Origin of the sequence: Kosakonia sp. AG348, from assembly GCF_003337365.1 — a bacterium.
Lineage (GTDB): Bacteria > Pseudomonadota > Gammaproteobacteria > Enterobacterales > Enterobacteriaceae > Kosakonia.
This window is the reverse complement of sequence record NZ_QPJR01000014.1, coordinates 26312-51336: the sequence shown is the minus strand read 5'-3', so window position 1 is coordinate 51336 and position 25025 is coordinate 26312. Positions and strand designations below refer to the sequence as shown.

Below are 25025 nucleotides of genomic sequence, written 5' to 3'. Positions count from 1 at the left end.
CTTCGGCCTCATCAAACACCATGGACATAACGTTGAGTGAAGCACCCATTTAGTTGTCAAAGACCTGTTTTAACGCCTGCCTGAGTATTCCGGCAGGCGTTTTTTTATGGCGTAACACTCCATGTTTCGGGTTGCAGGCGCGTTGGCTTTCCTGCAACTCGAATCAGAGTGTTAGTGAGGCGGGTTATTTTGCAGCGTCAGTAACAAACCGTCACGGCGCATGGTGGCGGCTTCTTCCGGTTGATGCAGGCGATCGAGGCAGTCGGCGAGCCAGGCATAATCAAACGCGTCCGCACGCTGTTTCAGCGCGGCGCGAAACGCAAGACAAGCTTCCTGCCATTCACCGTGCTTCATCAACGATTGCCCCAGCGTACTCCACAGCAGCGGGCGATCGCCCTGCGTTTTGATTTGCTGGCGCAGGACTTTTTCGATCTGCTCCGGGTTATTAGTTTTCAGACGAGGGATGACCAGTACCAGGTGATCGTCATATTGGCGCTTCAGACCATCAAGCACGATTTCTTGCGCAGTATCGTGATCGTCACACTCAATTAAATGGTCAGCCATGGCTACCTGTAATACCACCTGCTGGCGGGTTTTGCGGCTCTGGTTTTTCCACCAGGTTTTCAGCCCCTCGCTGCCCTGATCGGCACGCGCTTGATCCATCATGCCGATCCACGCCTGCTGCTGCAGAAGATCGCGGTGTTCATCGTCGCCAACGTTGGCTTTTGCCATCGACGGGATGATATCCACCAGCGACGTCCACGCGCCGGTGCGAATGTAAGCCTGCTCCGCCAGACGCAGTACTTCGGGGTGGCGGGGGGTGATTTCCAGTAGCTTATCCACGCCATGACGCGCGGCATGGTTTTCGTTACGCGCCAGTTGCAGGCGCACACGGGTGATTTCTACCGGGATCGGATCGTTTTCCGCCAGCTCTGCGGCGCGTTCCAGATGCTGGTTCGCACGCACTTCATCGCCGCGCTGCTGCGCCGCTTCTGCCGCCAGCAGGTAGTTAACCACCGGTTGCTCAGCGTGATCGGCATTCTTCGACATCAGCTTTTCAACCTGCTGATAATCGCCTTCCGCCAGTTTCAGCAGCGCCTGCTCAGTCTGTTTACGGGCGCGACGGCGCTTACGGCCGACGAACCAGCCACGCGTATGCGAGCCGGTACGGAAAATGCGGCGCAGCACCCACTCGAGAGCGAAGATAACCACCAACGCCAGCACCAGAATAATGACCAGCCCGGTAACGCTGGTTTCAATGTTGTAGTTATCGGTCTGGATCAGCACGTACCCCTGGTGCCCGGCAAGCATAGGGCCAAGCACGATCCCGGCGATCAACAGTGCAAAGAGCAATAACACTTTTAACATGGTTACTCTCCTTGCGCTGTAGGGGCTGCAGGCGCGGCAGGTGCAGGTGGCTGTTCAGCAGGAGCGGCTGGCGCTGGCTGAGCCATCAGATTACGTACGCGCGTCTGCATCAGTTTTTCCAGAATCGGCTGGCTTTGCAGTGATTCCGGCAAATCCATGGCGATGGTTTGCTGGCTCAGCTTGTCCACTTCCTCAAGAAACGCTTTGGTCGCGGCGTCATCGGTATCGTAGTAGGCCCGCACCCAGGTGGAGACATTATCCAGCGCTTGCTTGTAAGTCTCTTCCTGGTGGCGCGGAACGGCCTGCGCGGCAACCAGCAGGCGCGAACGGATGTTCTCACGCAGATAGATATCCTGATTCGGCGCGAGCAGCGGTACGGCTGTTTCATCACGACGGCGAATGGTAATAAAGCTGTCCATAAAGTTCTGCCAGCTTTTTTGCAGGTTTACCCGCCATTCGCTGATGGAGCCAGACAGTTCACTGCTGTCGGCGTCCATCGGGGAGTCATCATCGTTATTGTCCGCCAGACGCAGGTTATCAATCTGGTTGGAAAGCTGATTTAACTTCAGAATGGCGCCGTCGTAATCCACCTGGGTGATAGCGGAAAGGCTGGCGATATCGTCCGTAATTGCGCGGCGGGCAGTGATAAGGCTCGGATCGTTCATATCCGCGAGGCTGGCATCGGCGCTTTTCAGCAGTGCCGCCGCGGTGGTGACATCCTGATCGCTCCACAGTTTGCGACCGGCCAGTTTCACCAGAAAATCAGCCTGAGCCAACTGCCAGGTTTTGGCGTCGGAACCGGAAATGGTCGCCACTTTCTGCTGCACTTCATTCAGCTCTTTTGCCAGCACGTCATTCTGGTGTTTGGCCGCCGCAAGCTCACTGGATTGCTGCTTGATTACGCCTTCCAGCTCCGCACGCTGCTTATCCTGCGATTGCTGTAGTGCAATCACCTGGTCGGCGAGTTCGCCATTGTTGTTGTTCAGGGTTGCGGTCTGCTGTTTCACCCAGCCATAAAGCCCTGCGCCAGATGCCAGTGCAATCGCGATGGCGATCGCGCTGAGTGCAAGGCTGGTCCTGTTAGCGCGTGCATTTTTCTCTGCTTTCTCCGGCGGCGGCGTTGCGCCGTCAGCCGCTTTGGTCTCTTCAACCTCAGCGGAGGAGTGTTGTTGTTCCGTCATTATGGCTTCCCATTATGAGAGTTATTGTAATGCGCGAAGCAGCGCATCGTTGTCGGCATTGTCAGCGACCTGAATATCCTGCCAGCCCAGATCCCGGGCGAGGTGCGCCAGACGTTCACTTACCACCACCAGGCGGCAGCGAAGTAACCAGTTCTCCCGATACCAGGGAGGAATAAGTGAATACAGTTGTTGCATCATTTCGCCGCTGGTGACCACAAGCGTGGTCACGCCGCGCGTGTGCCAGCGCATCGCTTCTTCCGCGCCGTCATAACATTTCGCGCTGCGTTGATAGCACTCGCAAAACTCAACGTCGGCGCCGCGCGCCGCCAGCGTTTCCGCCAGCACTTCGCGCCCGCCGTTACCTCGTAAGATTAGCGCATGCTTGCCCTGAACACTTTGTAATTCAGGTAATTGTAGCAACACTTCGCTGATTTCCCGATCGAGGGGATAGCGCACGTCAATCCCGCTAACGGTGTGTAGTGCCAGTGCGGTGGTGCGACCAATCGCGAAATAGTGCGGTTCGCGCGGAAAACGCAGACCTTGTTGTTGCAGGTGCGCGTGAGCGAAGGAAACGGCATGTTGCGACAGCGCGAACACCATGTCGTCTGCGGTTAACGCGGCAAGCCGGGCGGGGAGTGAACTCAACTCGCGGCCCGGCGTGAATTCGATCAGCGGAAAGCTCCAGGCCACCAGCCCCAGTGTGCGCAGTCGGCTCACTAATTCTTCCCCAGCGGGGGACGGGCGGGTGACCAGAATGCTCATGCGGGGGCGTCTCCGTTATAAATTTCGGCCAGAATGGCGCGTGCGCCATTATCGAGTAACTCTTCCGCCAGTGAGATACCAAGCTGCTCGGCATCCTCCAGACGGCCGAGACGTTCGCCACGTACCATGATGGAGCCGTCTGGCGCGCCGACCAGACCGCGCAGCCAGATCCCGCCATCAATCAGTTCAGCATAGCTGCCAATTGGCACCTGGCAGCCACCTTCAAGACGAGTATTCATGGCGCGTTCGGCTTTCACGCGAACGGCGGTGTCGTCGTGGTTGAGCGGCGCGAGCAGGGCACGCGTACGCGTATCGTCCAGGCGACACTCAACACCTACCGCGCCCTGGCCGACAGCTGGCAGCGAGGTTTCCGGCGGCAGCGCAGTGCGAACGCGGGAACCTAGTCCAAGGCGATTAAGACCGGCAACCGCGAGAATAATCGCGTCATAGTCACCGTTGTCGAGCTTGCTAAGACGCGTGCCGACATTTCCGCGCAGGGAGCGGATCACCAGGTCCGGGCGATGCTCCGCTAACTGACACTGGCGGCGTAAGCTGGAGGTGCCGACAATGCTGCCAGCGGGTAATTCATCCAACGAGTTATAGCGATTTGATACAAAAGCGTCGCGTGGATCGTCGCGCTCACAGATGGTCACCAGGCCAAGCCCTTGCGGGAAATCGACCGGTACATCTTTCATTGAATGCACGGCGATATCGGCACGGTTTTCAAGCAGTGCCAGTTCGAGTTCTTTGACAAACAGGCCTTTACCGCCCACTTTTGCCAGCGGTGTATCGAGGATCACGTCTCCGCGAGTGACCATCGGCACCAGTTCAACTGTTAGCCCAGGGTGGTTCGCCTCAAGGCGTTCCTTAACGTAATGTGCCTGCCAGAGCGCAAGAGGGCTTTGCCGTGTGGCAATTCTTAAAACATTGTCTAACATGCTTGTTACCGTCGTTATCGTCCGTTGACCATCCTAACATTGTTGCATTAGGGTGTCAGTGCTCGCGGTAGATTGCATGGGTGCGAGAAGGCGACACCTCTGCAATGCAGGCGCAACCGGGCTGTAATTCGGACTTTACAGAGAGCGTTTGCTGCTACACTGGTTTGTAGCGCATCTTTCTTTACGGTCAATCAGCAAGGTGTTAAATTGATCACGTTTTAGACCATTTTTTCGTCACTCCCCCTATAAAGATAAAGGGCGAAAAAAGGTGACGGTTATTTTGGATTTTCTGTAAACATCAGGCGATATGTCTTGTACCTCTATATTGAGACTCTGAAACAGAGACTGGATGCCATCAATCAATTGCGTGTGGATCGCGCGCTTGCTGCCATGGGGCCTGCTTTCCAGCAGGTTTACAGTCTGCTGCCTACATTGTTGCATTACCACCATCCGCTGATGCCGGGCTACCTTGAAGGTAACGTTCCCCAGGGCATTTGCTTTTACACGCCTGATGAAAACCAACTTCACTACCTGAACGAACTTGAGATGCACCGTGGTATGCCGCCGCAGGCGTCGCCAAAAGGCGAACTGCCGATCACCGGCGTCTATTCTATGGGCAGTACCTCATCGGTTGGGCAAAGCTGTTCCTCGGATCTGGATATCTGGGTCTGCCATCAATCCTGGCTCGATAATGAAGAGCGCCAGCTGTTGCAACGTAAGTGCAGCCTGCTGGAGAGCTGGGCGGCCTCGCTCGGCGTGGAAGTGAGCTTCTTCCTGATTGATGAAAACCGTTTCCGCCACAATGAAAGCGGCAGTCTCGGTGGTGAGGACTGCGGTTCAACGCAGCATATCCTGTTGCTTGACGAATTTTACCGCACCGCCGTGCGCCTGGCCGGCAAACGTATTCTGTGGAATATGGTGCCGGGAGACGAAGAAGAGCATTACGACGATTACGTTATGACGCTCTATGCGCAGGGCGTTTTAACGCCGAACGAATGGCTGGATCTGGGTGGTCTGAGCTCGCTTTCGGCGGAAGAGTACTTCGGTGCCAGCTTGTGGCAGCTCTATAAAAGTATTGATTCACCGTACAAAGCGGTGTTGAAAACGCTGCTGCTGGAAGCTTATTCCTGGGAATACCCCAACACGCGTCTGTTGGCGAAAGATATCAAACAGCGTTTGCATGATGGCGAGATTGTCTCGTTTGGTCTCGATCACTACTGCATGATGCTGGAGCGCGTGACAGAATACCTGATCGCGATTGAAGACACCGCACGCCTCGATCTTGCTCGCCGATGTTTCTATTTAAAAGTCTGCGAGAAACTGAGCCGCGAGCGCGCCTGCGTTGGCTGGCGTCGCGAAGTGATTTCGCAGCTGGTAAAAGAGTGGGGCTGGGATGACGCGCGTGTAGCGATGCTGGATAACCGCGCAAACTGGAAAATCGATCAGGTACGCGAAGCGCACAACGAACTGCTCGACGCGATGATGCAGAGTTACCGCAACCTGATTCGCTTTGCGCGTCGCAACAATCTGAGCGTTTCCGCCAGCCCGCAGGATATCGGCGTATTAACCCGTAAACTGTACGCGGCATTTGAAGCGCTGCCGGGTAAAGTGACGCTGGTGAACCCGCAAATTTCACCGGATCTCTCCGAACCGAATTTAACCTTTATTCATGTGCCGCCGGGTCGTGCCAACCGTACGGGTTGGTATCTTTACAACCGCGCGCCAAATATGGATTCGATCGTCAGCCATCAGCCGCTGGAATATAACCGCTATCTTAATAAGCTGGTCGCCTGGGCGTGGTTTAATGGTCTGCTGACTTCACGTACGCACCTGTTTATTAAAGGCAACGGCATTGTTGATCTGCCGAAGTTGCAGGAGATGGTGGCGGATGTTTCCCACCACTTCCCGCTGCGGCTGCCTGCCCCGACGCCAAAAGCGCTCTACAGCCCTTGTGAAATCCGTCACCTGGCGATCATTGTTAACCTGGAGTACGACCCAACCGCGGCGTTCCGTAACCAGGTGGTGCATTTTGATTTCCGCAAACTTGATGTGTTCAGCTTCGGCGAGCAGCAAAATTGCCTCGTTGGCAGCGTAGATTTGCTCTATCGTAACTCGTGGAATGAAGTGCGAACCCTGCATTTCAACGGCGAGCAGGCGATGATCGAAGCGCTGAAAACCATTCTGGGTAAAATGCATCAGGACGCCGCGCCGCCGGATAGCGTTGAAGTGTTCTGCTACAGCCAGCATTTACGTGGTCTTATTCGCACCCGTGTCCAGCAACTGGTGTCGGAGTGTATTGAGCTGCGCCTTTCCAGCACGCGCCAGGAAACCGGGCGTTTCAAAGCCTTGCGTGTTGCCGGGCAAACCTGGGGGCTGTTTTTTGAACGCCTCAATGTCTCGGTGCAGAAACTGGAAAACGCGATTGAGTTTTACGGCGCGATTTCTCACAACAAGTTGCATGGCCTTTCAGTGCAGGTGGAAACCAATCACGTTGAGCTACCTGCAGTAGTGGATGGTTTTGCCAGTGAAGGGATTATTCAATTCTTCTTTGAAGAGACCGGTGAAGAGGGCTTTAACATCTATATTCTGGATGAGAGCAACCGCGCGGAAGTCTATCACCACTGCGAAGGCAGCAAAGAAGAGCTGGTGCGTGATGTCAGCCGTTTCTATTCTTCATCTCACGATCGCTTTACTTACGGTTCGAGCTTTATCAACTTCAACTTGCCGCAGTTCTATCAGATTGTGAATGTTGAAGGTCGCGCGCAGGTGATTCCGTTCCGTAATCAGGCGATTAGCACCGCGACGCCGGCAAATCAGGATAACGATGCGCCGTTGTTGCAGCAGTATTTCTCTTAAGCGATTTGCCCGGCATGTTACCGGGCAATGAATGTCAGCGGAAGCTGACGGTTTCTCCCGCCTGTTGGCTCGCCGCTTGTTCCAGCAGATCCCAGAACGTCTCACCGCTGCGGTCGCACACCCATTCGTCGCCTTTCAGGTCAAAATGGTAGCCGCCCTGTTTGGTTGCCAGCCAGACCTGGTGTAGCGGTTCCTGGCGGTTAATAATGATTTTGCTGCCGTTTTCAAAGCTGATGGTCAGCACGCCGCCGTTGATCTCGCAGTCGATATCACTGTCGCCGTCCCAGTCATCCAGGCGTTCTTCGATGGTCAGCCACAGGCCGTCTGCGAGGCGATGAAATTCACTGTCGTTCATTCTCTTATCCCGTTTTTTATGATGGCAGCAGTATAACGCGAAACATTTCCCGATGCCCTAAACGCGCAAACTCTTGCTTTTGTGTCTTCTCCTGCGATGATAGAAAGCAGAAAGAACGAACTTACAGGCAACTTATAATGAAAGATGTGTTTCGCACGCTGGCCGTACTGCTGACTCTGTTTAGCCTGACGGGCTGTGGTCTGAAAGGCCCACTCTACTTCCCGCCCGCAGATAAAAACGCGCCGCCGCCAACCAAAACGCAAACCAGCACGATTCAGCCGGCCACGCCGGATAAAAACGATCGTGGTGATGACGGCTCGCCGACGCAGGTGAATTACTGACGTTACCGTTCTGTATCCGCGCAAATGGAGTAGATGATGCAGTTCTCAAAAATGCATGGCCTTGGCAACGATTTTATGGTCGTCGACGCGGTAACGCAGAATGTCTTTTTTTCCCCGGAGCTGATCCGTCGTCTGGCGGATCGCCATCTTGGCGTAGGGTTCGACCAGTTGCTGGTGGTTGAGCCTCCCTACGATCCTGAACTTGATTTTCACTATCGGATCTTTAATGCCGATGGCAGCGAAGTGTCGCAGTGCGGCAACGGCGCGCGCTGCTTCGCCCGTTTTGTTCGCCTGAAAGGGTTGACCAATAAACGTGATATCCGCGTCAGTACGGCAAACGGTCGTATGGTATTGAGCGTAACGGAAGATGAGCTGGTTCGCGTGAACATGGGTGAGCCGAACTTTGAACCGTCGCAGGTGCCGTTTCGCGCCAACAAAGCGGAAAAGACCTATATTATGCGCGCGGCAGAGCAAACAGTATTGTGCGGCGTTGTCTCAATGGGCAACCCGCACTGCGTGATTCAGGTGGACGACGTCAACACTGCCCCCGTTGAAACGCTGGGGCCGGTTCTGGAAAGCCACGAACGTTTTCCTGAGCGTGCGAACATCGGCTTTATGCAAGTCGTTAAACCGGACACCATTCGCCTGCGCGTTTATGAGCGCGGCGCCGGGGAAACCCAGGCCTGCGGCAGCGGTGCTTGCGCAGCGGTTGCTGTCGGTATCTCGCAGGGGTTGCTGGCGGAAAATGTTCGCGTGGAATTACCAGGCGGTCGACTTGATATCGCATGGAAAGGCCCGGGCCAACCACTGTATATGACTGGCCCGGCGGCACATGTCTACGACGGGTTTATTCAGTTATGAAGCAGCCAGGGGAAGAACTACAGGACACCTTTACACAGCTGGATGACAGCGATGTCGTTGATTATCTGCTGCGTAACCCTGATTTCTTTATCCGCAATGCACGGCTGGTGGAACAGATGCGCGTACCGCATGCGGTGCGCGACACCGTTTCACTGGTGGAATGGCACATGGCGCGTTCGCGCAATCACATCAATGCACTGGAAGAGAACATGACGCTGTTGATGGAGCAGGCCAGCGCTAACGAAGGTCTGTTTTATCGTCTGCTGCGTTTACAGGGACGGCTGGCGTCTGCGCCGAGCCTTGACGAAATGCTCAACCGTTTCCATCGCTGGGCGCGTGATTTAGGGCTGGCTGGCGCCACTATCCGCCTGTTTCCCGATCGCTGGCGTCTTGGCGCGCCGTCGAAATTTACCCATCTTGCGCTCTCCCGACAGGCGTTTGAACCGCTGCGTATCCAGCGCCTTGGCCAGCAGCATCACTATCTTGGGCCGCTAAACGGGCCGGAGTTACTGCTGCTGTTGCCGGAAGCGAAAGCGATTGGCTCCGTCGCGATGTCGCTGATGGGGCAGGATGGCGCGCTGGGCGTTGTGTTGTTCAGCAGTCGCGACGTTCACCATTATCAACAGGGACAAGGCACGCAGTTGCTGGAAGAGATCGCGCAGATGCTGCCGGATCTGCTGGAGCGCTGGATTGAGCGCGTATGACCGATTCTCCGCTGTTTTCGTTCGTCACCCGTTTTCTGCGCTACCTGGGCGTTGAACGCCAGCTCAGTCCTGTCACGCTTTTAAATTATCAGCGTCAGCTTGATGCCATTATTGCTTTGACCGAAGAAACGGGTCTGAAAAGCTGGCAACAATGTGATGCTGCGATGGTGCGCGCCATTGCCGTGCGCAGCCGACGCAAAGGGCTGGGGGCCGCGAGCCTGGCGCTGCGGCTTTCGGCACTGCGCAGTTTCTTTGACTGGATGGTCAGCCAGGGCGAGTTGCCTGCAAATCCGGCAAAAGGCATTTCCGCGCCAAAAGCGCCACGCCATTTGCCGAAAAACATCGACGTTGATGATGTTAACCGGCTGCTGGATATCGATCTGAATGATCCGCTCGCCGTGCGCGATCGCGCGATGCTTGAAGTAATGTATGGCGCGGGTCTGCGTTTGTCTGAACTGGTGAATCTGGATATGAAACATCTGGATCTGGAAAGCGGCGAAGTGTGGGTGCTGGGCAAAGGTAGTAAAGAACGTCGTTTGCCGATTGGCCGCAACGCGGTCGTCTGGATTGAGCACTGGCTTGATTTACGCGGTCTGTTCGGCGCACAAGACGATGCGCTGTTTCTGTCGAAGCTCGGCAAACGTATTTCCGCGCGTAATGTGCAAAAGCGCTTCGCTGAATGGGGCATTAAGCAAGGGTTGAACAGCCACGTGCATCCTCATAAGCTGCGCCACTCTTTCGCCACCCATATGCTCGAATCGAGCGGCGATCTGCGCGGTGTGCAGGAGCTGCTCGGTCACGCTAATTTGTCCACCACTCAGATATATACTCATCTTGATTTTCAACACCTTGCTTCGGTATACGATGCGGCGCACCCGCGCGCCAAACGGGGGAAATAATGCGTTTTTACCGCCCATTAGGTCAGATCTCTGCGATCACCTTCGACCTGGACGACACCCTTTACGACAACCGGTTGGTTATCCAGCGCACTGAACAGGAAGCGCTGGCGTTTGTGCAGCGCTATCACCCGGCGTTAAGCAATCTGGAAAACAGTGAATTCCATCGTCTGCGCCAGTCGCTGCGGGAAACCGAACCGGATATTTACCACGATGTCACCGAGTGGCGCCGGCGTGCCGTTGAACGCGCGATGCTGGATGCCGGTCTGACCGCGGAAGAAGCCGCCGCCGGTGCAAATGCCTCGATGGTCAATTTTGCCAAATGGCGCAGCCGCATTGATGTGCCAGAGGAAACCCACGACACGTTGACGAAACTCGGCAAAAAGTGGCCGCTGGTGGCGATCACCAACGGTAACGCGCAGCCGGAGTTGTTCGGCCTGGGCGACTACTTTGAATTCGTGTTGCGTGCCGGGCCGGACGGTCGCGCAAAACCCTTTAGCGATATGTATCATCTGGCAGCTGAGCGTCTCGGCGTGGCGATTGGCGATATCCTGCATGTGGGTGATGATCTGACCACCGACGTTGCCGGTGCGGTGCGCTGCGGCATGCAGGCTTGTTGGATCAAACCGGAAGGCGCAGATCTGCTGCAAGCCAGCGACAGCCGGTTACTGCCGCATGTGGAAATTTCGCGGTTGGCATCCCTCACTACGCTGATATAATCACCAGCTGTTCTGTATAAATTCCCAGTAATATTTCGCGGCGGTGCCAATGGACGTTTCTTATCTGCTCGACAGCCTCAATGACAAACAGCGCGACGCCGTAGCCGCCGAGCGTAGCAATATGCTGGTGCTGGCAGGGGCGGGGAGCGGTAAGACGCGCGTACTGGTACACCGTATCGCCTGGCTGATGACCGTGGAAAACTGCTCGCCATACTCCATTATGGCGGTGACTTTCACCAACAAAGCGGCGGCGGAAATGCGCCACCGTATCGGCCAGTTAATGGGCACTTCGCAGGGCGGGATGTGGGTTGGCACGTTCCACGGCCTCGCGCACCGTTTGCTGCGCGCGCACCATATGGACGCCAACCTGCCGCAGGATTTCCAGATCCTCGACAGCGAAGATCAGCTGCGTTTGCTGAAGCGTCTGATCAAAGCGATGAACCTCGACGAGAAGCAATGGCCGCCGCGCCAGGCGATGTGGTACATCAACGGCCAGAAAGACGAAGGCATTCGTCCGCACCATATTCAAAGTTTCGGTAACCCGGTGGAACAGACCTGGCAGAAAGTTTACCAGGCCTACCAGGAAGCCTGCGATCGCGCCGGGCTGGTCGATTTCGCCGAGCTGCTGCTGCGCGCCCATGAGTTGTGGCTCAACAAACCGCATATTTTGCAGCACTACCGCGAACGCTTTACCAATATCCTGGTGGACGAATTCCAGGATACCAACAACATTCAATACGCGTGGATCCGCCTGCTGGCGGGCGATACCGGCAAAGTGATGATCGTCGGCGACGATGATCAGTCCATTTACGGCTGGCGCGGTGCGCAGGTGGAAAACATCCAGCGCTTCCTGAAAGACTTCCCCGGCGCGCAGACGATCCGCCTGGAGCAAAACTACCGTTCGACCAGCAATATTCTCAGCGCGGCGAACGCCCTGATTGAGAACAACAACGGGCGCCTGGGTAAAAAGCTGTGGACCGATGGCGTCGATGGCGAGCTGATTTCACTCTACTGCGCCTTTAACGAACTGGATGAAGCGCGTTATGTCGTCAACCGTATCAAAGCCTGGCAGGATAACGGCGGCCAGCTTTCGCAGTGCGCCATTCTCTATCGCAGCAACGCCCAGTCGCGCGTGCTGGAAGAGGCGCTGCTGCAAGCCAGCATGCCGTACCGGATTTATGGCGGTATGCGATTCTTCGAACGTCAGGAAATTAAAGATGCGCTCTCCTACCTGCGCCTGATCGCCAACCGCAACGATGATGCCGCTTTTGAGCGCGTGGTGAATACGCCAACGCGCGGCATCGGTGACCGTACGCTGGACGTGGTGCGCCAAACCTCGCGCGATCGCCAGTTGACCTTATGGCAGGCAACGCGCGAATTGTTACAGGAGAAAGTGCTGGCGGGCCGCGCGGCGAGCGCGCTGCAACGTTTCCTGGAACTGATTGACGCGCTGGCACAGGAAACGGCGGATATGCCGTTGCATGTGCAAACCGACCGGGTGATCAGCGATTCCGGCCTGCGCATGATGTACGAGCAGGAAAAAGGCGAAAAAGGCCAGACGCGTATCGAGAACTTAGAGGAACTGGTCACCGCGACGCGCCAGTTCAGCTACAACGAAGAAGACGAAGATTTAATGCCGCTGCAGGCATTTCTCTCCCACGCCGCACTGGAAGCGGGCGAAGGGCAGGCGGATACCTGGCAGGATGCGGTGCAGTTAATGACGCTGCACTCGGCGAAAGGGCTGGAGTTCCCGCAGGTGTTTATCGTTGGCATGGAAGAGGGCATGTTCCCCAGCCAGATGTCGCTGGATGAAGGCGGCCGCCTGGAAGAGGAGCGCCGTCTGGCGTATGTCGGCGTGACGCGCGCGATGCAAAAACTGACCTTAACCTATGCGGAAACGCGCCGGTTGTACGGTAAAGAGGTGTATCACCGCCCGTCGCGCTTTATTGGCGAGTTGCCTGAAGAGTGTGTTGAAGAGGTACGTTTGCGCGCCAGCATCAGCCGCCCGGTTAGCCATCAACGCATGGGTACGCCGGTGGCGCAAAGCGATACCGGCTATAAACTTGGCCAGCGCGTGCGCCATGCCAAATTTGGCGAAGGCACGGTGGTGAACATGGAAGGCAGCGGTGAGCACAGCCGTTTGCAGGTGGCTTTCCAGGGGCAGGGTATCAAATGGCTGGTGGCGGCTTACGCCAAGCTCGAAACCGTGTAACTTTCAGAAAAATATCATTATTTTGTAATATTCTGCTAGCCTTATACGCTGAAGGGCAAATATTGCTCTTTAGCGTTTCGTTGCGTGTTGACGCCTTCTGAGTGCTGGCGTAACATGCGCGCACGATCACGCTAAGAGGACATTCGCCTTGGACACACCCAGTAGATACTGGCTCAATTTCCTGGTTTTCAGGAACAACTCCTAAGGCTATCTCCTCATGCTGATGGCCTTAGAGGTTGTCAGCGACCCGCTGTATTCCCCGTCGCGCTGAGTCAGGCTGTTTAATGGTCTGAAACCCAATTTGTTTCTCTGTGTGCCCACCGAACTGTCCGATATTTTTTGCATTGGGAGTCCCGGCTATGCTGAGCGCATTTCAACTGGAAAACAATCGTTTAACCCGCCTTGAGGCTGACGAAATCAAACATCTCGCCAGCTCTGTTTGGGTTGATTTGGTCGAGCCGGACGATGAAGAACGTACCCGCGTGCAAACGGAATTGGGCCAGAACCTGGCCACCCGACCTGAACTGGAAGACATTGAGGCGTCGGCGCGTTTTTTTGAAGACGAAGACGGCCTGCACATCCACTCCTTCTTCTTTTTTGAAGATGCTGAAGATCACGCAGGCAACTCAACCGTAGCATTTACCATCCGCGAAGGTCGCCTGTTCACCCTGCGTGAGCGCGAGCTGCCTGCGTTTCGCCTGTACCGTATGCGCGCCCGCAGCCAGGAGATGGTCGATGGTAACGCTTACGAACTGCTGCTGGATCTGTTCGAAACCAAAATTGAGCAACTGGCGGATGAAATCGAAAACATTTACAGCGATCTGGAAAAGCTGAGCCGCGTCATTATGGAAGGCCAGCAGGGCGACGAGTATGACGACGCGCTCTCGACGCTGGCGGAACAGGAAGATATCGGCTGGAAGGTGCGCCTGTGTCTGATGGATACCCAGCGCGCGTTGAACTTCCTGGTGCGTAAGGCACGTTTACCGGCCGGTCAGCTTGAGCAGGCGCGCGAGATCCTGCGCGATATCGAATCCCTGCTGCCGCACAACGAATCGTTGTTCCAGAAAGTGAACTTCCTGATGCAGGCGGCGATGGGCTTTATCAATATCGAGCAGAACCGCATCATCAAGATCTTCTCGGTGGTATCGGTCGTGTTCCTGCCGCCGACGCTGGTGGCTTCCAGTTACGGCATGAACTTTGAATTTATGCCCGAACTGCACTGGAGCTTTGGCTACCCTGGCGCAATCATCTTTATGATCCTCGCGGGGCTCGCGCCTTATCTCTACTTCAAGCGCCGTAACTGGCTATAAAACAAAAAGGTTCAGCATCACGCTGAACCTTTTTTATTACAGGCTCCAGTCCTGTTTGCCCTTCACTTTTAAATCGTAATACCAGATGTTGGCCCGACAGGCGATGATGGCATTGACCATATAACCCAGGAAGCCAATGTTAAAAATAACCGCAACCACGATAACGACTATGTTGATAACTAAAACTAACAGGGCTTTCTTCCACAAACCAAGGATCAGCAAATAGATAATAGAAAAAAACCAGGCGAAGAAATTGAAAGAGACTTTTATCTTCTGCCCGAAAGTCATTTCTTTATAGGCGTTTTTCCATGCCGGGCTCATCCCCCAAAAAGATGGGTAGCCATTCTTCTCATAGAATGCGAAACGATACTTCCATTTGTCGCTTAATGAATGGTCGCTTTTATAATCATAAGTGTTGATGTTACTCATTTTCCCCTCCTGAAATAGACACGTGGTCCGTCGAATTAATTTGTTGCTTTAACTGCGTCGGTGCGAGCATAAAGACGAAAAATACCAGCACGTCGTAACCGAAATAGATTCTGATACCTAAGCTCACGCACTCAACATCGCTGACAACACCGGTGGCGGCAACCGCCAGCGAGGCCAGGTAGACCAGCAATGAAAAAATGACCACATAGCGGCCTTTGGCACCGCTATCTCTGCAGCGTTGCGCGTTAATATTTAGCTTTAAATAGGTGTAAAGCAGAAAGCACACCAGCGGCAGAACAGGCAGTTCGGCCACATTAAAGGCGACAACTAAAAAGAGAATATGCAGAAGTAAAAATATAAGGATATACGGCCCACGCGCGAGGCACGTTTTGCCCGATGGCAAAAAAATCCTGCGGATCATCGCTGATTCATCCTGAATAACGTAATGACGAAGGGGCAAACATAGCATTCCATTGCGCATTACGCGATTGGGTAAATCCTTACCTCTAAATTTTTGTAGGTATTGGGCGGCTATTCCGCCCATGTGTTTAATCAGGCTTTTTTGCGTAACCCGCGCTGCGTATAAACCGCGTCGAGGACAAAGATAGCCAGCGCAACCCAGATAAAGCCGAAGGTCACCATTTTATCCGCACCGGGATGTTCGCCGTAAAAAAGCACCGCCAGCACGAACATCAATGTCGGGCCAATGTACTGGAAGAAGCCGAGCGTCGACAGGCGCAGACGCGTTGCCGCACCGGTAAAACAGAGCAGCGGCACCGTGGTTACGACACCTGCGGCCATTAAAAGCAGATTAAGCGACAGACTGTTTTGCCCCATATGGCTGGTCGGACTGTCGGTAATGCCGAACAACCAAATCGCCGCTACCGGCAGCAGCCACAGCGTTTCTATCAACATGCCGGTTTGTGCCTCCACCGCAATCTTTTTGCGCAGCAGGCCGTAAAAAGCAAAGCTGAAGGCCAGGCCAAGCGCGATTATCGGCAGCGAACCAAATGTCCACAGTTGTACCAGCACACCGATCGCCGCCAGCAGCACCGCCAGCCACTGCATGCGGCGAAAACGTTCGCCCAAAAACAGCATCCCCAGCAGAATATTCACCAGTGGGTTAATAAAGTAGCCCAGGCTCGCTTCCAGCATATGGTTATGGTTTACCGCCCAGATAAACAACAACCAGTTTCCCCCTACCAGTACCGCAGAGAGCGCCAGCAGCAGGATCTTTTTCGGCGTTTGCAGCAGGGCTTTCACGCTGCTCCACTGGCGGCTAACGCTAATCAACGCCAGCATAAAGAAGAAGGACCAGATCACGCGATGTGTAAGAATTTCGTCGGCCGGAACGAACCAGATCGTTTTGAAGTAAGCCGGGGCAACGCCCCAAATAAAATATGCGGCCAGGGCAAGAAGCACGCCCAGCCGCGTCTGTTTTGCATCCATCGGGAAAGCTCGTAGCTGAAATGAATCCTCATGGTACCCGATTTTTCTGACCGGCTCACCCCACCATATAGGTGGCGGTCGCGCTGGCGATGTAGAGCTGTTCTTCGTTGTGCAGCTCTACGCGCGCGACGGCAACTTTATTACCCGCGCGCAGCAAGCTGCTACTGGCGGTAAAGCGCGTACCGCGACCCGGTCGCAGGTAATCGACGCGTAAATCGATCGTGCCCATCCGTGCTAAACGCTGGCGCAGCTCCTCTTCGCTAATGGTTTCATGGCGGGTTAACGTGCTGCCCACGCAAACCAGACCCGCGGCGACATCCAGCGCGGAGGCAATCACGCCGCCGTGTAAAATGCTTTGCGCCCAGTTGCCGATCATCATAGGCTGGTTAGTGAAACTCAGCTGCGCGTACTCTTTTTCATAGCGCTCCAGCTCCAGCCCTAACGCACGATTAAACGGCATGTGGTACACGAATATCTCGCCGACCGTTTTCAGGACTTCTTCCGCTGTGAGAACAACTGACATGACTATCTGATCCGATGAGTTAATGAAATGTTGATTTTATGCTTATCGATTGTTGATTTCCACTTTCGGAACCGATACATGAGCAGTGACTCAATAAATATGTAGAATACTTGCGGGGAAATTCGTCAATTCAACAATATGATTTGGAGCAGCAAACCGATGCGGACCTCTCTGGGTTGGTTTTTCGCAGTGCTTGCACTGCCGTTTATGGCTTACGCACAAGAAGCGACGGTAAAAGAAGTTCATGATGCACCTGCCGTGCGCGGCAGCATCATCGCCAATTTATTGCAGGAGCACGACAATCCGTTCACGCTCTACCCTTATGAATCCAACTACGTTATCTACACCGATACCAGCGATCTGAACAAAGAAGCGATTCGCTCCTATAACTGGGCGGATAATGCGCGTAAAGATGAAGTGAAGTTCCAGCTCAGCCTGGCGTTCCCTCTCTGGCGCGGGATTCTGGGGCCAAACTCGGTGTTCGGTGGTTCCTACACGCAAAAATCCTGGTGGCAGTTGTCAAACAGCGGAGAGTCTTCTCCATTCCGTGAAACCAACTACGAACCGCAACTGTTCCTTGGTTTCGCCACCGATTACGAATTTGCTGGCTGGACGCTGCGCGACGTGGAATTTGGCTTTAACCACGATTCGAACGGACGTTCCGACCCGACTTCACGCAGCTGGAACCGCGCCTATACGCGCTTGATGGCGCAAAGCGGCAACTGGCTGGTGGAAGTCAAACCCTGGTATGTGGTGGGATCGGTTGATGACAACCCGGATATCACCAAATATATGGGTTATTACCAGCTGAAAATTGGCTACCAGCTGGGCGATGCGATCCTCAGCGCAAAAGGACAATATAACTGGAATACCGGTTACGGCGGCGCGGAACTCGGTCTAAGCTACCCAGTGACTAAACACGTACGTCTTTATACGCAGGTCTACAGCGGGTACGGCGAATCGTTGATTGACTACAATTTCAATCAGACACGTGTCGGCGTGGGCGTGATGCTTAACGATCTGTTTTAAGCGTTGCAGTTTCTCTCTCAGGCGCTGAAAATAGCGCCTGTTTTTATTTCAGGCAAATGGGGTCAGAGTGGCACAGGCGGAAGTATTGAATCAGGAATCGCTGGCGAAACAGGTTCTGCAAGAGACCTTCGGCTACCAGCAATTCCGCCCGGGCCAGCAGGATATTATCGACACCGTGCTCAGCGGCCGCGACTGCCTGGTGGTGATGCCGACCGGCGGCGGGAAATCCCTGTGTTACCAAATTCCGGCGCTGGTATTAGATGGCCTGACGGTGGTGGTTTCACCGCTCATCTCGCTGATGAAAGATCAGGTCGATCAGCTACTGGCAAACGGTGTTGCAGCAGCATGCCTGAACTCTACCCAGAGCCGCGAACAGCAGTTTGAGGTGATCAACGGCTGTCGCAACGGCCAGATTCGCCTGCTGTATATCGCTCCCGAGCGCCTGATGCTCGACAACTTCCTCGATCAACTGCGCCAGTGGAATCCGGTGCTGTTGGCCGTGGACGAAGCGCACTGTATTTCCCAGTGGGGCCATGATTTCCGCCCGGAATACGCCGCGCTGGGCCAGTTGCGCCAGATGCTGCCTTCCGTGCCGTTTATGGCGCTTACCGCCACCGCCGATGACACAACCCGCCGTGACATTGAACGTTTGTTGGGGCTTCACGATCCGCTGATTCAGGTCAGCAGCTTCGACCGCCCGAACATTCGCTACATGCTGATGGAAAAATTTAAGCCGCTCGATCAGCTACTGCGTTATGTGCAGGAGCAGCGCGGCAAGTGCGGCATCGTGTATTGCAACAGCCGGGCGAAAGTGGAAGACACCGCCGCCCGTTTGCAAAGCCGTGGTTTTAGCGCGGCGGCTTACCATGCTGGGCTGGAAAACGAGGTGCGGGCGCGCGTACAGGAACAGTTCCAGCGCGACGACTTGCAAATTGTCGTGGCGACGGTGGCGTTTGGGATGGGCATCAACAAGCCCAACGTGCGCTTCGTGGTGCATTTCGACATTCCGCGCAATATCGAATCCTATTATCAGGAAACCGGTCGCGCCGGGCGTGACGGCCTGCCTGCGGAAGCGATGCTGTTTTACGATCCGGCGGATATGGCGTGGCTGCGCCGCTGCCTGGAAGAGAAGCCCGCCGGGCCGTTGCAGGATATCGAACGACACAAGCTCAATGCGATGGGCGCCTTTGCCGAAGCGCAAACTTGCCGCCGTCTGGTGCTGCTGAACTACTTTGGCGAAGGTCGCCAGGAGCCCTGCGGTAACTGCGATATTTGCCTCGATCCGCCGCGCCAGTACGACGGATTGCAGGACGCGCAAAAAGCGCTGTCGGCTATTTACCGCGTGAATCAGCGTTTCGGTATGGGCTATGTGGTGGAAGTACTGCGCGGGGCGAACAACCAGCGCATCCGCGAGTTTGGTCACGACAAATTACCGGTGTATGGAATTGGTCGCGAGCAGAGCCACGAACATTGGGTGAGCGTGATCCGCCAACTGATTCACTTAGGCTTCGCCACACAAAACATTGCTCAGCACTCGGCGTTGCAGCTCACCGAAGCGGCGCGTCCGCTGCTGCGCGGTGAAGTCCCGCTGATGCTGGCGGTGCCGCGTATGGTGGCGCTGAAACCGAAAGTGATGCAGAAAGCGGCGGTCGGCAATTACGACCGCAAGCTGTTCGCCAAGCTGCGCAAGTTGCGTAAAGCGATCGCCGATGAAGAGAATATTCCGCCGTACGTGGTCTTTAACGACGCCACGCTGATTGAAATGGCCGAACAGATGCCGCTCTCTCCCGGTGAGATGCTCAGTGTCAACGGGGTGGGTACGCGCAAACTTGAACGCTTCGGCCAGGAATTTATGGCGTTGATCCGCGCACATGTTGACGGCGAAGAAGAGTAGTCAGCCTGCGAAAAAAATGGGAGGATGGTTTCCCCCTGAACTATTTTCCCGCGAGTTATCTATGTTGATGTTATTTCTCACCGTGGCGCTGGTGCATATCGTCGCACTGATGAGCCCCGGCCCCGATTTCTTCTTCGTTTCACAAACCGCCGTCAGCCGCTCGCGCAAAGAAGCGATGATGGGCGTGCTCGGTATCACCACCGGCGTCATGATTTGGGCCGGCGTGGCACTGCTCGGCCTGAACCTGATCCTCGCAAAAATGGCGTGGCTGCATAACATCATTATGGTCGGCGGCGGCCTGTATTTATGCTGGATGGGCTACCAGATGTTGCGCGGCGCGCTGAAGAAAGGGCCGCAAAGCAGCGATGCGCCGCAGGTTGAGCTGGCCGCCAGCGGACGCAGCTTTATCAAAGGGTTACTGACCAATCTCGCTAACCCGAAGGCGATCATTTACTTTGGCTCAGTGTTTTCACTGTTTGTTGGCGATAGCGTGGGCGCTGGCGCGCGCTGGGGTATTTTTATGCTGATTGCGGTGGAAACTTTTGCCTGGTTTACCGTGGTCGCCAGCCTGTTCGCCTTACCGCAAATTCGTCGGGGTTATCAGCGTCTGGCGAAGTGGATTGATGGTTTTGCTGGCGCACTGTTCGCCGGTTTTGGTATCCACCTGATTATTTCCCGCTAAATGATAAACGCCGGATAGCCGCTATCCGGCTCTCTTTTCAGGCGTGTCTTGCCGATGCCAGCAGCGCGCCGACCAGCATAAACAACGAACCAAACACTTTGTTCAACGCTTTCATCTGGTGCGGGCCTTTGATCCATGCCGCAATGCGCTGCGCCAGCGTGGCGTAGCCAATCATCACAATGATATCCACCACGATGGTGGTGACGCCGAGCACCACGTACTGCATCACTTGCGGTTGATGCGGGACGATAAACTGCGGGAACAGTGCGGCGAGAAAAACAATGCTCTTCGGATTGGTCAGATTGACGAATACGGCGCGTTTAAACAAACGCCCGCGCGTTTGAGTTTTTGCCAGCGTATTGAGATCGATAGCGCCCGCAGCGCGCCACTGCTGGATGCCAAGCCAAATCAGATAAGCCGCGCCCGCCCATTTCAGCACTTCAAAGGCCAGCACCGAGCGTGAAAATAATGTGCCTAAACCGACACCGACCAGCACGATGTGAATGGCTAAACCGGTTTGTAGCCCGGCAATCGACGCCGCCGCGCCGCGATAACCGTGGCTGATGGACGTGGACATGGTGTTAATCGCGCCGGAGCCGGGGGACAGGCTCAGGATTAAGGATGTCAGCAGGTAGGCGAACCACCATTCGAAGGTCATGAGAAACTCCCTGGATATCGGTTTTTATGCCACAATACGCTATTGGCAGCGGAATTTGCTATGGGTCACAAAAAAACGATTTTACATGGCTAAAAGGGGCGAAATCCCAATGTTTCGGCACAAATCGACATGGGAAACCAGAGAAAAAGCGTTCGCGGCTTTTACCATGGGACCGCTGATGGATTTCTGGCGTTCGCGGGAAGAAGCGGTCTTTACCGGCGTGGACGATGTGCCGGTCAGTTTTGTCCGTTTTCGCGCGCAAAGTAACGACCGCGTTATTGTAATTTGTCCCGGCCGCATCGAAAGCTACGTAAAATACGCAGAGCTGGCGTATGACCTGTTCCACCTCGGTTATGACGTGTTGATTATCGATCATCGCGGCCAGGGGCGTTCCGGGCGAATGTTGCCGGACACGCATCGTGGCCATGTGGTGAAATTCAGCGATTATGTCGACGATCTGGCGGCGTTCTGGGATCAGGAAGTGGCCAGCGGGCCGTGGCGCAAACGCTATATCCTTGCCCATTCGATGGGTGGTGCCATTTCCACCTTGTTTTTGCAGCGCTATCCGCAAGCCTGCGATGCGATTGCCCTGTGCGCGCCCATGTTCGGCATTATCATTCGCCTGCCTGAATGGATGGTGCGCCCGTTGCTGGACTGGGCTGAAAGCTACCCGAGTCTTCGTGAAGGTTACGCCATTGGTACCGGGAGCTGGCGCCCGTTGCCGTTCGCGATAAACGTGCTAACCCACAGCCGCGAGCGCTATCGCCGTAATTTGCGTTTTTATGCCGATGAACCGCAGCTTCGCGTTGGCGGGCCCACCTGGCACTGGGTACGCGAAGGGATCCTCGCCGGTGAACACGCGCTGGCGGGGGCGGAAAAAGACGCCACGCCGACATTGATTATTCAGGCAGAAGAGGAGCACGTGGTGGATAACCGCATGCATCAACGCTTCTGTGAACGACGCGCCGCAGCGGGCCACCCTTGTGAAGGGGGGAAACCGCTGGTCATACAAGGCGCGTACCATGAGATCCTTTTTGAAAAGGACGCCATGCGCTCGGTCGCGCTCAACGCCATCGTCGAATTCTTCGACCGGCATAACTGATGAATTATTGAGGTTAAATTTTCTTATGTACCAGGTTGTTGCATCTGATTTAGATGGCACATTGCTCTCCCCCGACCACACACTGTCGCCCTTTGCCAAAGAAACGTTAAAACTGCTTACCGCGCGCGGCGTCAACTTCGTCTTCGCCACCGGCCGCCACCATGTGGATGTCGGGCAAATCCGCGACAATCTGGGCATTAAAGCCTATATGATCACCTCCAACGGTGCGCGGGTACACGACACCGATGGCAATCTGGTGTTCACCCATAACCTGGATCGCGATATCGCCACCGATCTGTTCGGCGTGGTGCATAACGAGCCGGATATCATTACCAACGTCTACCGCAACGATGAGTGGTTCATGAACCGCCACCGCCCGGATGAGATGCGTTTCTTTAAAGAAGCGGTGTTCCAGTATTCGCTGTATGAGCCGGGTTTGCTTGAGCCGGAAGGGATCAGCAAAGTCTTCTTCACATGTGAAAGCCATGAAAAACTGCTGCCGCTGGAGCAGGCCATCAACGCCCGCTGGGGCGATCGCGTGAACGTCAGTTTCTCTACCTTAACCTGCCTGGAAGTGATGGCGGGCGGCGTGTCGAAAGGCCATGCGCTGGAAGCGGTCGCCGGCGCGCTGGGTTATAGCCTGAAAGAGTGCATCGCCTTTGGTGACGGCATGAACGACGCGGAAATGCTGTCGATGGCGGGCAAAGGTTGCATTATGGGTAACGCTCACCAGCGCCTGAAAGAACTGCACCCGGAGCTGGAAGTGATTGGCACCAACGCCGATAACGCCGTACCGCATTACCTGCGTAAGCTGTTCCTCGAATAAGATTGACGAGTGGTTTTAAATTAACCACTCGTCAACTAAATACTCAAACTTTGCGCAACTGAGTTCGCTACAATGCCTGTCCACTCATCGAAGAGACATTCATTGTGGCGTTACTCATCATCACCACTATTTTGTGGGCTTTCTCTTTTAGCCTGATTGGCGAATACCTTGCGGGCCATGTCGACAGCTATTTCTCCGTGCTGATGCGCGTGGGGCTGGCGGCGCTGGTCTTTTTACCGTTTCTGCGCGCGCGTGGGCATAACCTCAAGACCATTGGCCTGTACATGCTGGTGGGCGCGTTGCAGCTGGGCATTATGTACCTGTTCAGCTTCCAGGCGTATCTCTACCTGACGGTGTCTGAATTCCTGCTGTTTACCGTTTTCACGCCGCTGTATGTCACCCTGATTTACGATCTGCTCAGTAAGCGCGGGCTGCGCTGGAGCTACGCGCTGAGCGCCGGGCTGGCGGTAATTGGCGCGGCGATTATTCGCTACGACAAAGTGAGCGATCACTTCTGGATTGGCCTGATTCTGGTGCAACTGGCGAACATCAGCTTTGCCATTGGTATGGTCGGCTACAAACGCCTGATGGAGACGCGCCCGATGCCGCAACACAACGCGTTCGCCTGGTTTTATCTTGGCGCATTCGTGGTCGCCGTTGTGGCGTGGTTTGTGATGGGGAATCCGCAGAAATTGCCGACCACGACGCTGCAATGGAGCGTGCTGGTGTGGCTTGGCGTGGTGGCATCCGGGTTGGGTTATTTTATGTGGAACTACGGCGCTACACAGGTGGACGCCGGGACGCTCGGCATCATGAACAATGTGCATGTTCCCGCCGGGTTACTGGTTAACCTCGCGATCTGGCAGGAACAACCGCACTGGCCGAGCTTTATTATTGGTGGTGCGGTGATAATGGCCTCGCTGTGGGTGCATCGCCGTTGGGTCGCTCCGCGCTCCGCACAAACGGCAGATGGTCGCAAGCGTGGTTCCGCGCTGAGCGAATAAACGCTTCCGTTACCGGCTGACGCTGCTCGCCGTCGCGCACGGCGGCGTACAGCCGGCTCCACAATCCTTCGCCCAGGGTTTTGGTCACTATCAGACCCTGGCGCTCAAAACTCTCCACCACCCAGTGCGGCAGCGCCGCAATGCCCATCCGCGCGGCGACCATCTGAATCAGCAGCAGCGTATTATCAACACTTTTCAGCGACGGGCTCACGCCCGCCGGTTGCAGGAAGTGACGCCAGATATCCAGGCGGCTGCGCTGTACCGGGTAAATCAGCAGCGTTTCGCTGGCGATATCGTCCGGCGTGATACGTGCTTTTGCCGCCAGCGGGTGATCGGGAGCGAGCACCAGACGCACTTCAAAATCAAACATCGGCGAATAGTGCAGACCGCTGCGCGGCAGAATGTCGGAGGTCATGACCAGATCCAGCTCGCCCTGTTGCAGCGCAGGTTGCGGATCAAACGTGACGCCGGATTTGAAATCCATCTCCACTTGCGGCCAGTTCTGGCGAAAGTTCTCAAGCGCAGGTGTCAGCCATTGAATACAGCTATGGCACTCAATAGCGATGCGCAGCGTGGCTTGCTGCGGCTCATTGCAGGCCTGCAGCGCGCGGCTAATCTGCGGCAGCACCTGATTCGCCAGTTGCAGCAGAATTTCACCCTGCGGCGTAAAGCGCAGCGGCTGGCTTTTCCGCACAAACAGACGAAAGCCAAGGCGCTGTTCCAGATCGCTGAACTGGTGGGAAAGCGCGGACTGCGTTTGATGCAGCGTTGCCGCCGCTGCCGCCAGCGACCCGCTGTTTCGTAACGCCTGTAGCGTTTTCAGGTGTTTAATTTCGATCATGAAAGTCCTTCACTCCGGCATGAACATTTTGCGCTTGAGGAATATACAGTACCTACACAATATGGATGTGTAAACATCTGGACGT

Annotated in this window: 26 protein-coding genes; 15 read left to right on the top strand and 11 right to left on the bottom strand. The window is 55.3% G+C overall.

Translation table 11 applies throughout. The features are described from left to right. Positions 1–171: 171 nt before the first annotated feature. From hemY to hemC, 4 genes are read right to left on the bottom strand one after another with little or no spacing between them, the layout of a single operon-like run. Positions 172–1368 (bottom strand): protoheme IX biogenesis protein HemY, encoded by a 1197-nt coding sequence (gene hemY, locus DFO56_RS23320; protein ID WP_045512937.1) that lies wholly within the window; start codon positions 1366–1368, stop codon positions 172–174. 2 nt (positions 1369–1370) lie between these two features. Next, positions 1371–2549 carry a uroporphyrinogen-III C-methyltransferase gene (gene hemX, locus DFO56_RS23315; RefSeq protein ID WP_020456010.1) on the bottom strand — a complete coding sequence of 393 codons (1179 nt, stop codon included), beginning with the start codon at positions 2547–2549 and terminating at the stop codon, positions 1371–1373. A 21-nt stretch (positions 2550–2570) separates the two neighbouring features. Then, a complete protein-coding gene (gene hemD, locus DFO56_RS23310) occupies positions 2571–3311 on the bottom strand; it encodes a uroporphyrinogen-III synthase (protein WP_045512940.1) in 741 nt (246 codons plus the stop codon). Continuing rightward, positions 3308–4249: a hydroxymethylbilane synthase gene (gene hemC, locus DFO56_RS23305; RefSeq protein ID WP_045512941.1), complete on the bottom strand. Its 942-nt coding sequence runs from the start codon at positions 4247–4249 to the stop codon at positions 3308–3310. Before hemC ends, hemD begins: the two co-directional genes overlap by 4 nt. Before the next feature lie 312 nt (positions 4250–4561). Here hemC and cyaA point away from each other — a divergent pair, with 312 nt between their 5' ends. Beyond that, positions 4562–7105 carry a class I adenylate cyclase gene (gene cyaA, locus DFO56_RS23300; protein WP_045512943.1) on the top strand — a complete coding sequence of 848 codons (2544 nt, stop codon included), beginning with the start codon at positions 4562–4564 and terminating at the stop codon, positions 7103–7105. Between the two features lie 34 nt (positions 7106–7139). On the opposite strand, the gene cyaY is transcribed toward cyaA, so the two are convergent. After that, positions 7140–7460 carry an iron donor protein CyaY gene (gene cyaY, locus DFO56_RS23295; protein ID WP_017459730.1) on the bottom strand — a complete coding sequence of 107 codons (321 nt, stop codon included), beginning with the start codon at positions 7458–7460 and terminating at the stop codon, positions 7140–7142. A gap of 137 nt (positions 7461–7597) precedes the next feature. On the opposite strand from cyaY, the gene DFO56_RS23290 reads away from it, so the two are divergent. The 8 genes from DFO56_RS23290 to corA all read left to right on the top strand — a co-directional run bounded on the left by DFO56_RS23290 (position 7598) and on the right by corA (position 14503). Continuing rightward, a complete protein-coding gene (locus tag DFO56_RS23290) occupies positions 7598–7801 on the top strand; it encodes a lipoprotein (protein ID WP_020456014.1) in 204 nt (67 codons plus the stop codon). A 36-nt stretch (positions 7802–7837) separates the two neighbouring features. Then, entirely contained in the window at positions 7838–8662 is an 825-nt protein-coding gene (gene dapF, locus DFO56_RS23285; protein WP_020456015.1) for a diaminopimelate epimerase, read from the top strand. Then, positions 8659–9366, top strand: coding sequence for a DUF484 domain-containing protein (locus DFO56_RS23280; protein WP_020456016.1), 708 nt, complete (start codon positions 8659–8661; stop codon positions 9364–9366). The genes dapF and DFO56_RS23280 overlap by 4 nt, the downstream gene beginning before the upstream one ends. Continuing rightward, positions 9363–10265 (top strand): tyrosine recombinase XerC, encoded by a 903-nt coding sequence (gene xerC / locus DFO56_RS23275; protein ID WP_045512945.1) that lies wholly within the window; start codon positions 9363–9365, stop codon positions 10263–10265. The genes DFO56_RS23280 and xerC overlap by 4 nt, the downstream gene beginning before the upstream one ends. Beyond that, positions 10265–10981, top strand: a complete 717-nt coding sequence (gene yigB / locus DFO56_RS23270) for a 5-amino-6-(5-phospho-D-ribitylamino)uracil phosphatase YigB (RefSeq protein ID WP_045512947.1) — start codon at positions 10265–10267, stop codon at positions 10979–10981. The genes xerC and yigB overlap by 1 nt, the downstream gene beginning before the upstream one ends. 49 nt (positions 10982–11030) lie before the next feature. Then, positions 11031–13193, top strand: a complete 2163-nt coding sequence (gene uvrD, locus DFO56_RS23265) for a DNA helicase II (RefSeq protein WP_045512949.1) — start codon at positions 11031–11033, stop codon at positions 13191–13193. A 148-nt stretch (positions 13194–13341) separates the two neighbouring features. Further along, complete coding sequence (ysgD, locus tag DFO56_RS25195) at positions 13342–13398, top strand: YsgD/CorL family protein (protein WP_353609977.1); 57 nt, start codon at positions 13342–13344, stop codon at positions 13396–13398. A 154-nt stretch (positions 13399–13552) separates the two neighbouring features. Then, positions 13553–14503: a magnesium/cobalt transporter CorA gene (corA, locus tag DFO56_RS23260; RefSeq protein WP_017459737.1), complete on the top strand. Its 951-nt coding sequence runs from the start codon at positions 13553–13555 to the stop codon at positions 14501–14503. A gap of 36 nt (positions 14504–14539) precedes the next feature. Here corA and DFO56_RS23255 read toward each other — a convergent pair whose 3' ends face one another. Genes DFO56_RS23255 through yigI form a run of 4 tightly spaced genes read right to left on the bottom strand, consistent with a single transcriptional unit; the run spans position 14540 to position 16904 of the window. Then, a complete protein-coding gene (locus DFO56_RS23255; RefSeq protein ID WP_020456020.1) occupies positions 14540–14932 on the bottom strand; it encodes a DUF2628 domain-containing protein in 393 nt (130 codons plus the stop codon). Then, positions 14925–15476 (bottom strand): hypothetical protein, encoded by a 552-nt coding sequence (locus tag DFO56_RS23250; protein WP_233500434.1) that lies wholly within the window; start codon positions 15474–15476, stop codon positions 14925–14927. The genes DFO56_RS23255 and DFO56_RS23250 overlap by 8 nt, the downstream gene beginning before the upstream one ends. Before the next feature lie 8 nt (positions 15477–15484). Beyond that, positions 15485–16381: an EamA family transporter RarD gene (gene rarD / locus DFO56_RS23245; RefSeq protein ID WP_020456021.1), complete on the bottom strand. Its 897-nt coding sequence runs from the start codon at positions 16379–16381 to the stop codon at positions 15485–15487. 55 nt (positions 16382–16436) lie between these two features. Further along, positions 16437–16904, bottom strand: a complete 468-nt coding sequence (gene yigI / locus DFO56_RS23240; RefSeq protein ID WP_045512951.1) for an acyl-CoA thioesterase YigI — start codon at positions 16902–16904, stop codon at positions 16437–16439. A 159-nt stretch (positions 16905–17063) separates the two neighbouring features. Between yigI and pldA the strand changes: the two genes are divergently transcribed. The 3 genes from pldA (at position 17064) to rhtC (ending at position 20509) form a co-directional block, all read left to right on the top strand. Then, complete coding sequence (gene pldA, locus DFO56_RS23235; protein ID WP_044489770.1) at positions 17064–17933, top strand: phospholipase A; 870 nt, start codon at positions 17064–17066, stop codon at positions 17931–17933. A 67-nt stretch (positions 17934–18000) separates the two neighbouring features. After that, positions 18001–19827, top strand: coding sequence for an ATP-dependent DNA helicase RecQ (gene recQ / locus DFO56_RS23230; protein WP_045512953.1), 1827 nt, complete (start codon positions 18001–18003; stop codon positions 19825–19827). A 61-nt stretch (positions 19828–19888) separates the two neighbouring features. Beyond that, positions 19889–20509 carry a threonine export protein RhtC gene (gene rhtC, locus DFO56_RS23225; protein WP_020456025.1) on the top strand — a complete coding sequence of 207 codons (621 nt, stop codon included), beginning with the start codon at positions 19889–19891 and terminating at the stop codon, positions 20507–20509. 37 nt (positions 20510–20546) lie between these two features. Here the strand turns inward: rhtC and rhtB are convergent, their stop codons facing one another. Continuing rightward, on the bottom strand, positions 20547–21167 hold the full coding sequence (gene rhtB, locus DFO56_RS23220; RefSeq protein ID WP_020456026.1) for a homoserine/homoserine lactone efflux protein: 621 nt from the start codon (positions 21165–21167) through the stop codon (positions 20547–20549). Positions 21168–21276: 109 nt separating this feature from the next. Here rhtB and pldB point away from each other — a divergent pair, with 109 nt between their 5' ends. The 3 genes from pldB (at position 21277) to DFO56_RS23205 (ending at position 24099) form a co-directional block, all read left to right on the top strand. After that, the gene (gene pldB / locus DFO56_RS23215; RefSeq protein ID WP_020456027.1) at positions 21277–22269 is read left to right on the top strand and encodes a lysophospholipase L2; all 993 of its coding nucleotides are present in this window, start codon (positions 21277–21279) and stop codon (positions 22267–22269) included. A gap of 25 nt (positions 22270–22294) precedes the next feature. Then, complete coding sequence (yigL, locus tag DFO56_RS23210) at positions 22295–23095, top strand: sugar/pyridoxal phosphate phosphatase YigL (protein ID WP_020456028.1); 801 nt, start codon at positions 22295–22297, stop codon at positions 23093–23095. 104 nt (positions 23096–23199) lie between these two features. Then, entirely contained in the window at positions 23200–24099 is a 900-nt protein-coding gene (locus tag DFO56_RS23205) for a carboxylate/amino acid/amine transporter (RefSeq protein ID WP_045512956.1), read from the top strand. On the opposite strand, the gene metR is transcribed toward DFO56_RS23205, so the two are convergent. Then, positions 23987–24940 carry an HTH-type transcriptional regulator MetR gene (metR, locus tag DFO56_RS23200; protein ID WP_020456030.1) on the bottom strand — a complete coding sequence of 318 codons (954 nt, stop codon included), beginning with the start codon at positions 24938–24940 and terminating at the stop codon, positions 23987–23989. The genes DFO56_RS23205 and metR overlap by 113 nt on opposite strands. Between the last annotated feature and the right edge of the window lie 85 nt (positions 24941–25025).

Excerpts from the sequence above, each read along its gene's own strand:
- hemD (WP_045512940.1), bottom strand. The coding sequence starts at position 3,311 with ATGAGCATTCTGGTCACCCGCCCGTCCCCCGCTGGGGAAGAATTAGTG.
- metR (WP_020456030.1), bottom strand. The coding sequence starts at position 24,940 with ATGATCGAAATTAAACACCTGAAAACGCTACAGGCGTTACGAAACAGC.
- DFO56_RS23290 (WP_020456014.1), top strand. The coding sequence starts at position 7,598 with ATGAAAGATGTGTTTCGCACGCTGGCCGTACTGCTGACTCTGTTTAGC.
- dapF (WP_020456015.1), top strand. The coding sequence starts at position 7,838 with ATGCAGTTCTCAAAAATGCATGGCCTTGGCAACGATTTTATGGTCGTC.
- rhtC (WP_020456025.1), top strand. The coding sequence starts at position 19,889 with ATGTTGATGTTATTTCTCACCGTGGCGCTGGTGCATATCGTCGCACTG.
- xerC (WP_045512945.1), top strand. The coding sequence starts at position 9,363 with ATGACCGATTCTCCGCTGTTTTCGTTCGTCACCCGTTTTCTGCGCTAC.
- corA (WP_017459737.1), top strand. The coding sequence starts at position 13,553 with ATGCTGAGCGCATTTCAACTGGAAAACAATCGTTTAACCCGCCTTGAG.
- yigI (WP_045512951.1), bottom strand. The coding sequence starts at position 16,904 with ATGTCAGTTGTTCTCACAGCGGAAGAAGTCCTGAAAACGGTCGGCGAG.
- hemY (WP_045512937.1), bottom strand. The coding sequence starts at position 1,368 with ATGTTAAAAGTGTTATTGCTCTTTGCACTGTTGATCGCCGGGATCGTG.
- rhtB (WP_020456026.1), bottom strand. The coding sequence starts at position 21,167 with ATGACCTTCGAATGGTGGTTCGCCTACCTGCTGACATCCTTAATCCTG.
- yigL (WP_020456028.1), top strand. The coding sequence starts at position 22,295 with ATGTACCAGGTTGTTGCATCTGATTTAGATGGCACATTGCTCTCCCCC.
- pldA (WP_044489770.1), top strand. The coding sequence starts at position 17,064 with ATGCGGACCTCTCTGGGTTGGTTTTTCGCAGTGCTTGCACTGCCGTTT.
- pldB (WP_020456027.1), top strand. The coding sequence starts at position 21,277 with ATGTTTCGGCACAAATCGACATGGGAAACCAGAGAAAAAGCGTTCGCG.
- cyaY (WP_017459730.1), bottom strand. The coding sequence starts at position 7,460 with ATGAACGACAGTGAATTTCATCGCCTCGCAGACGGCCTGTGGCTGACC.
- hemC (WP_045512941.1), bottom strand. The coding sequence starts at position 4,249 with ATGTTAGACAATGTTTTAAGAATTGCCACACGGCAAAGCCCTCTTGCG.
- uvrD (WP_045512949.1), top strand. The coding sequence starts at position 11,031 with ATGGACGTTTCTTATCTGCTCGACAGCCTCAATGACAAACAGCGCGAC.
- DFO56_RS23280 (WP_020456016.1), top strand. The coding sequence starts at position 8,659 with ATGAAGCAGCCAGGGGAAGAACTACAGGACACCTTTACACAGCTGGAT.
- DFO56_RS23255 (WP_020456020.1), bottom strand. The coding sequence starts at position 14,932 with ATGAGTAACATCAACACTTATGATTATAAAAGCGACCATTCATTAAGC.
- rarD (WP_020456021.1), bottom strand. The coding sequence starts at position 16,381 with ATGGATGCAAAACAGACGCGGCTGGGCGTGCTTCTTGCCCTGGCCGCA.
- hemX (WP_020456010.1), bottom strand. The coding sequence starts at position 2,549 with ATGACGGAACAACAACACTCCTCCGCTGAGGTTGAAGAGACCAAAGCG.
- yigB (WP_045512947.1), top strand. The coding sequence starts at position 10,265 with ATGCGTTTTTACCGCCCATTAGGTCAGATCTCTGCGATCACCTTCGAC.
- DFO56_RS23250 (WP_233500434.1), bottom strand. The coding sequence starts at position 15,476 with ATGGGCGGAATAGCCGCCCAATACCTACAAAAATTTAGAGGTAAGGAT.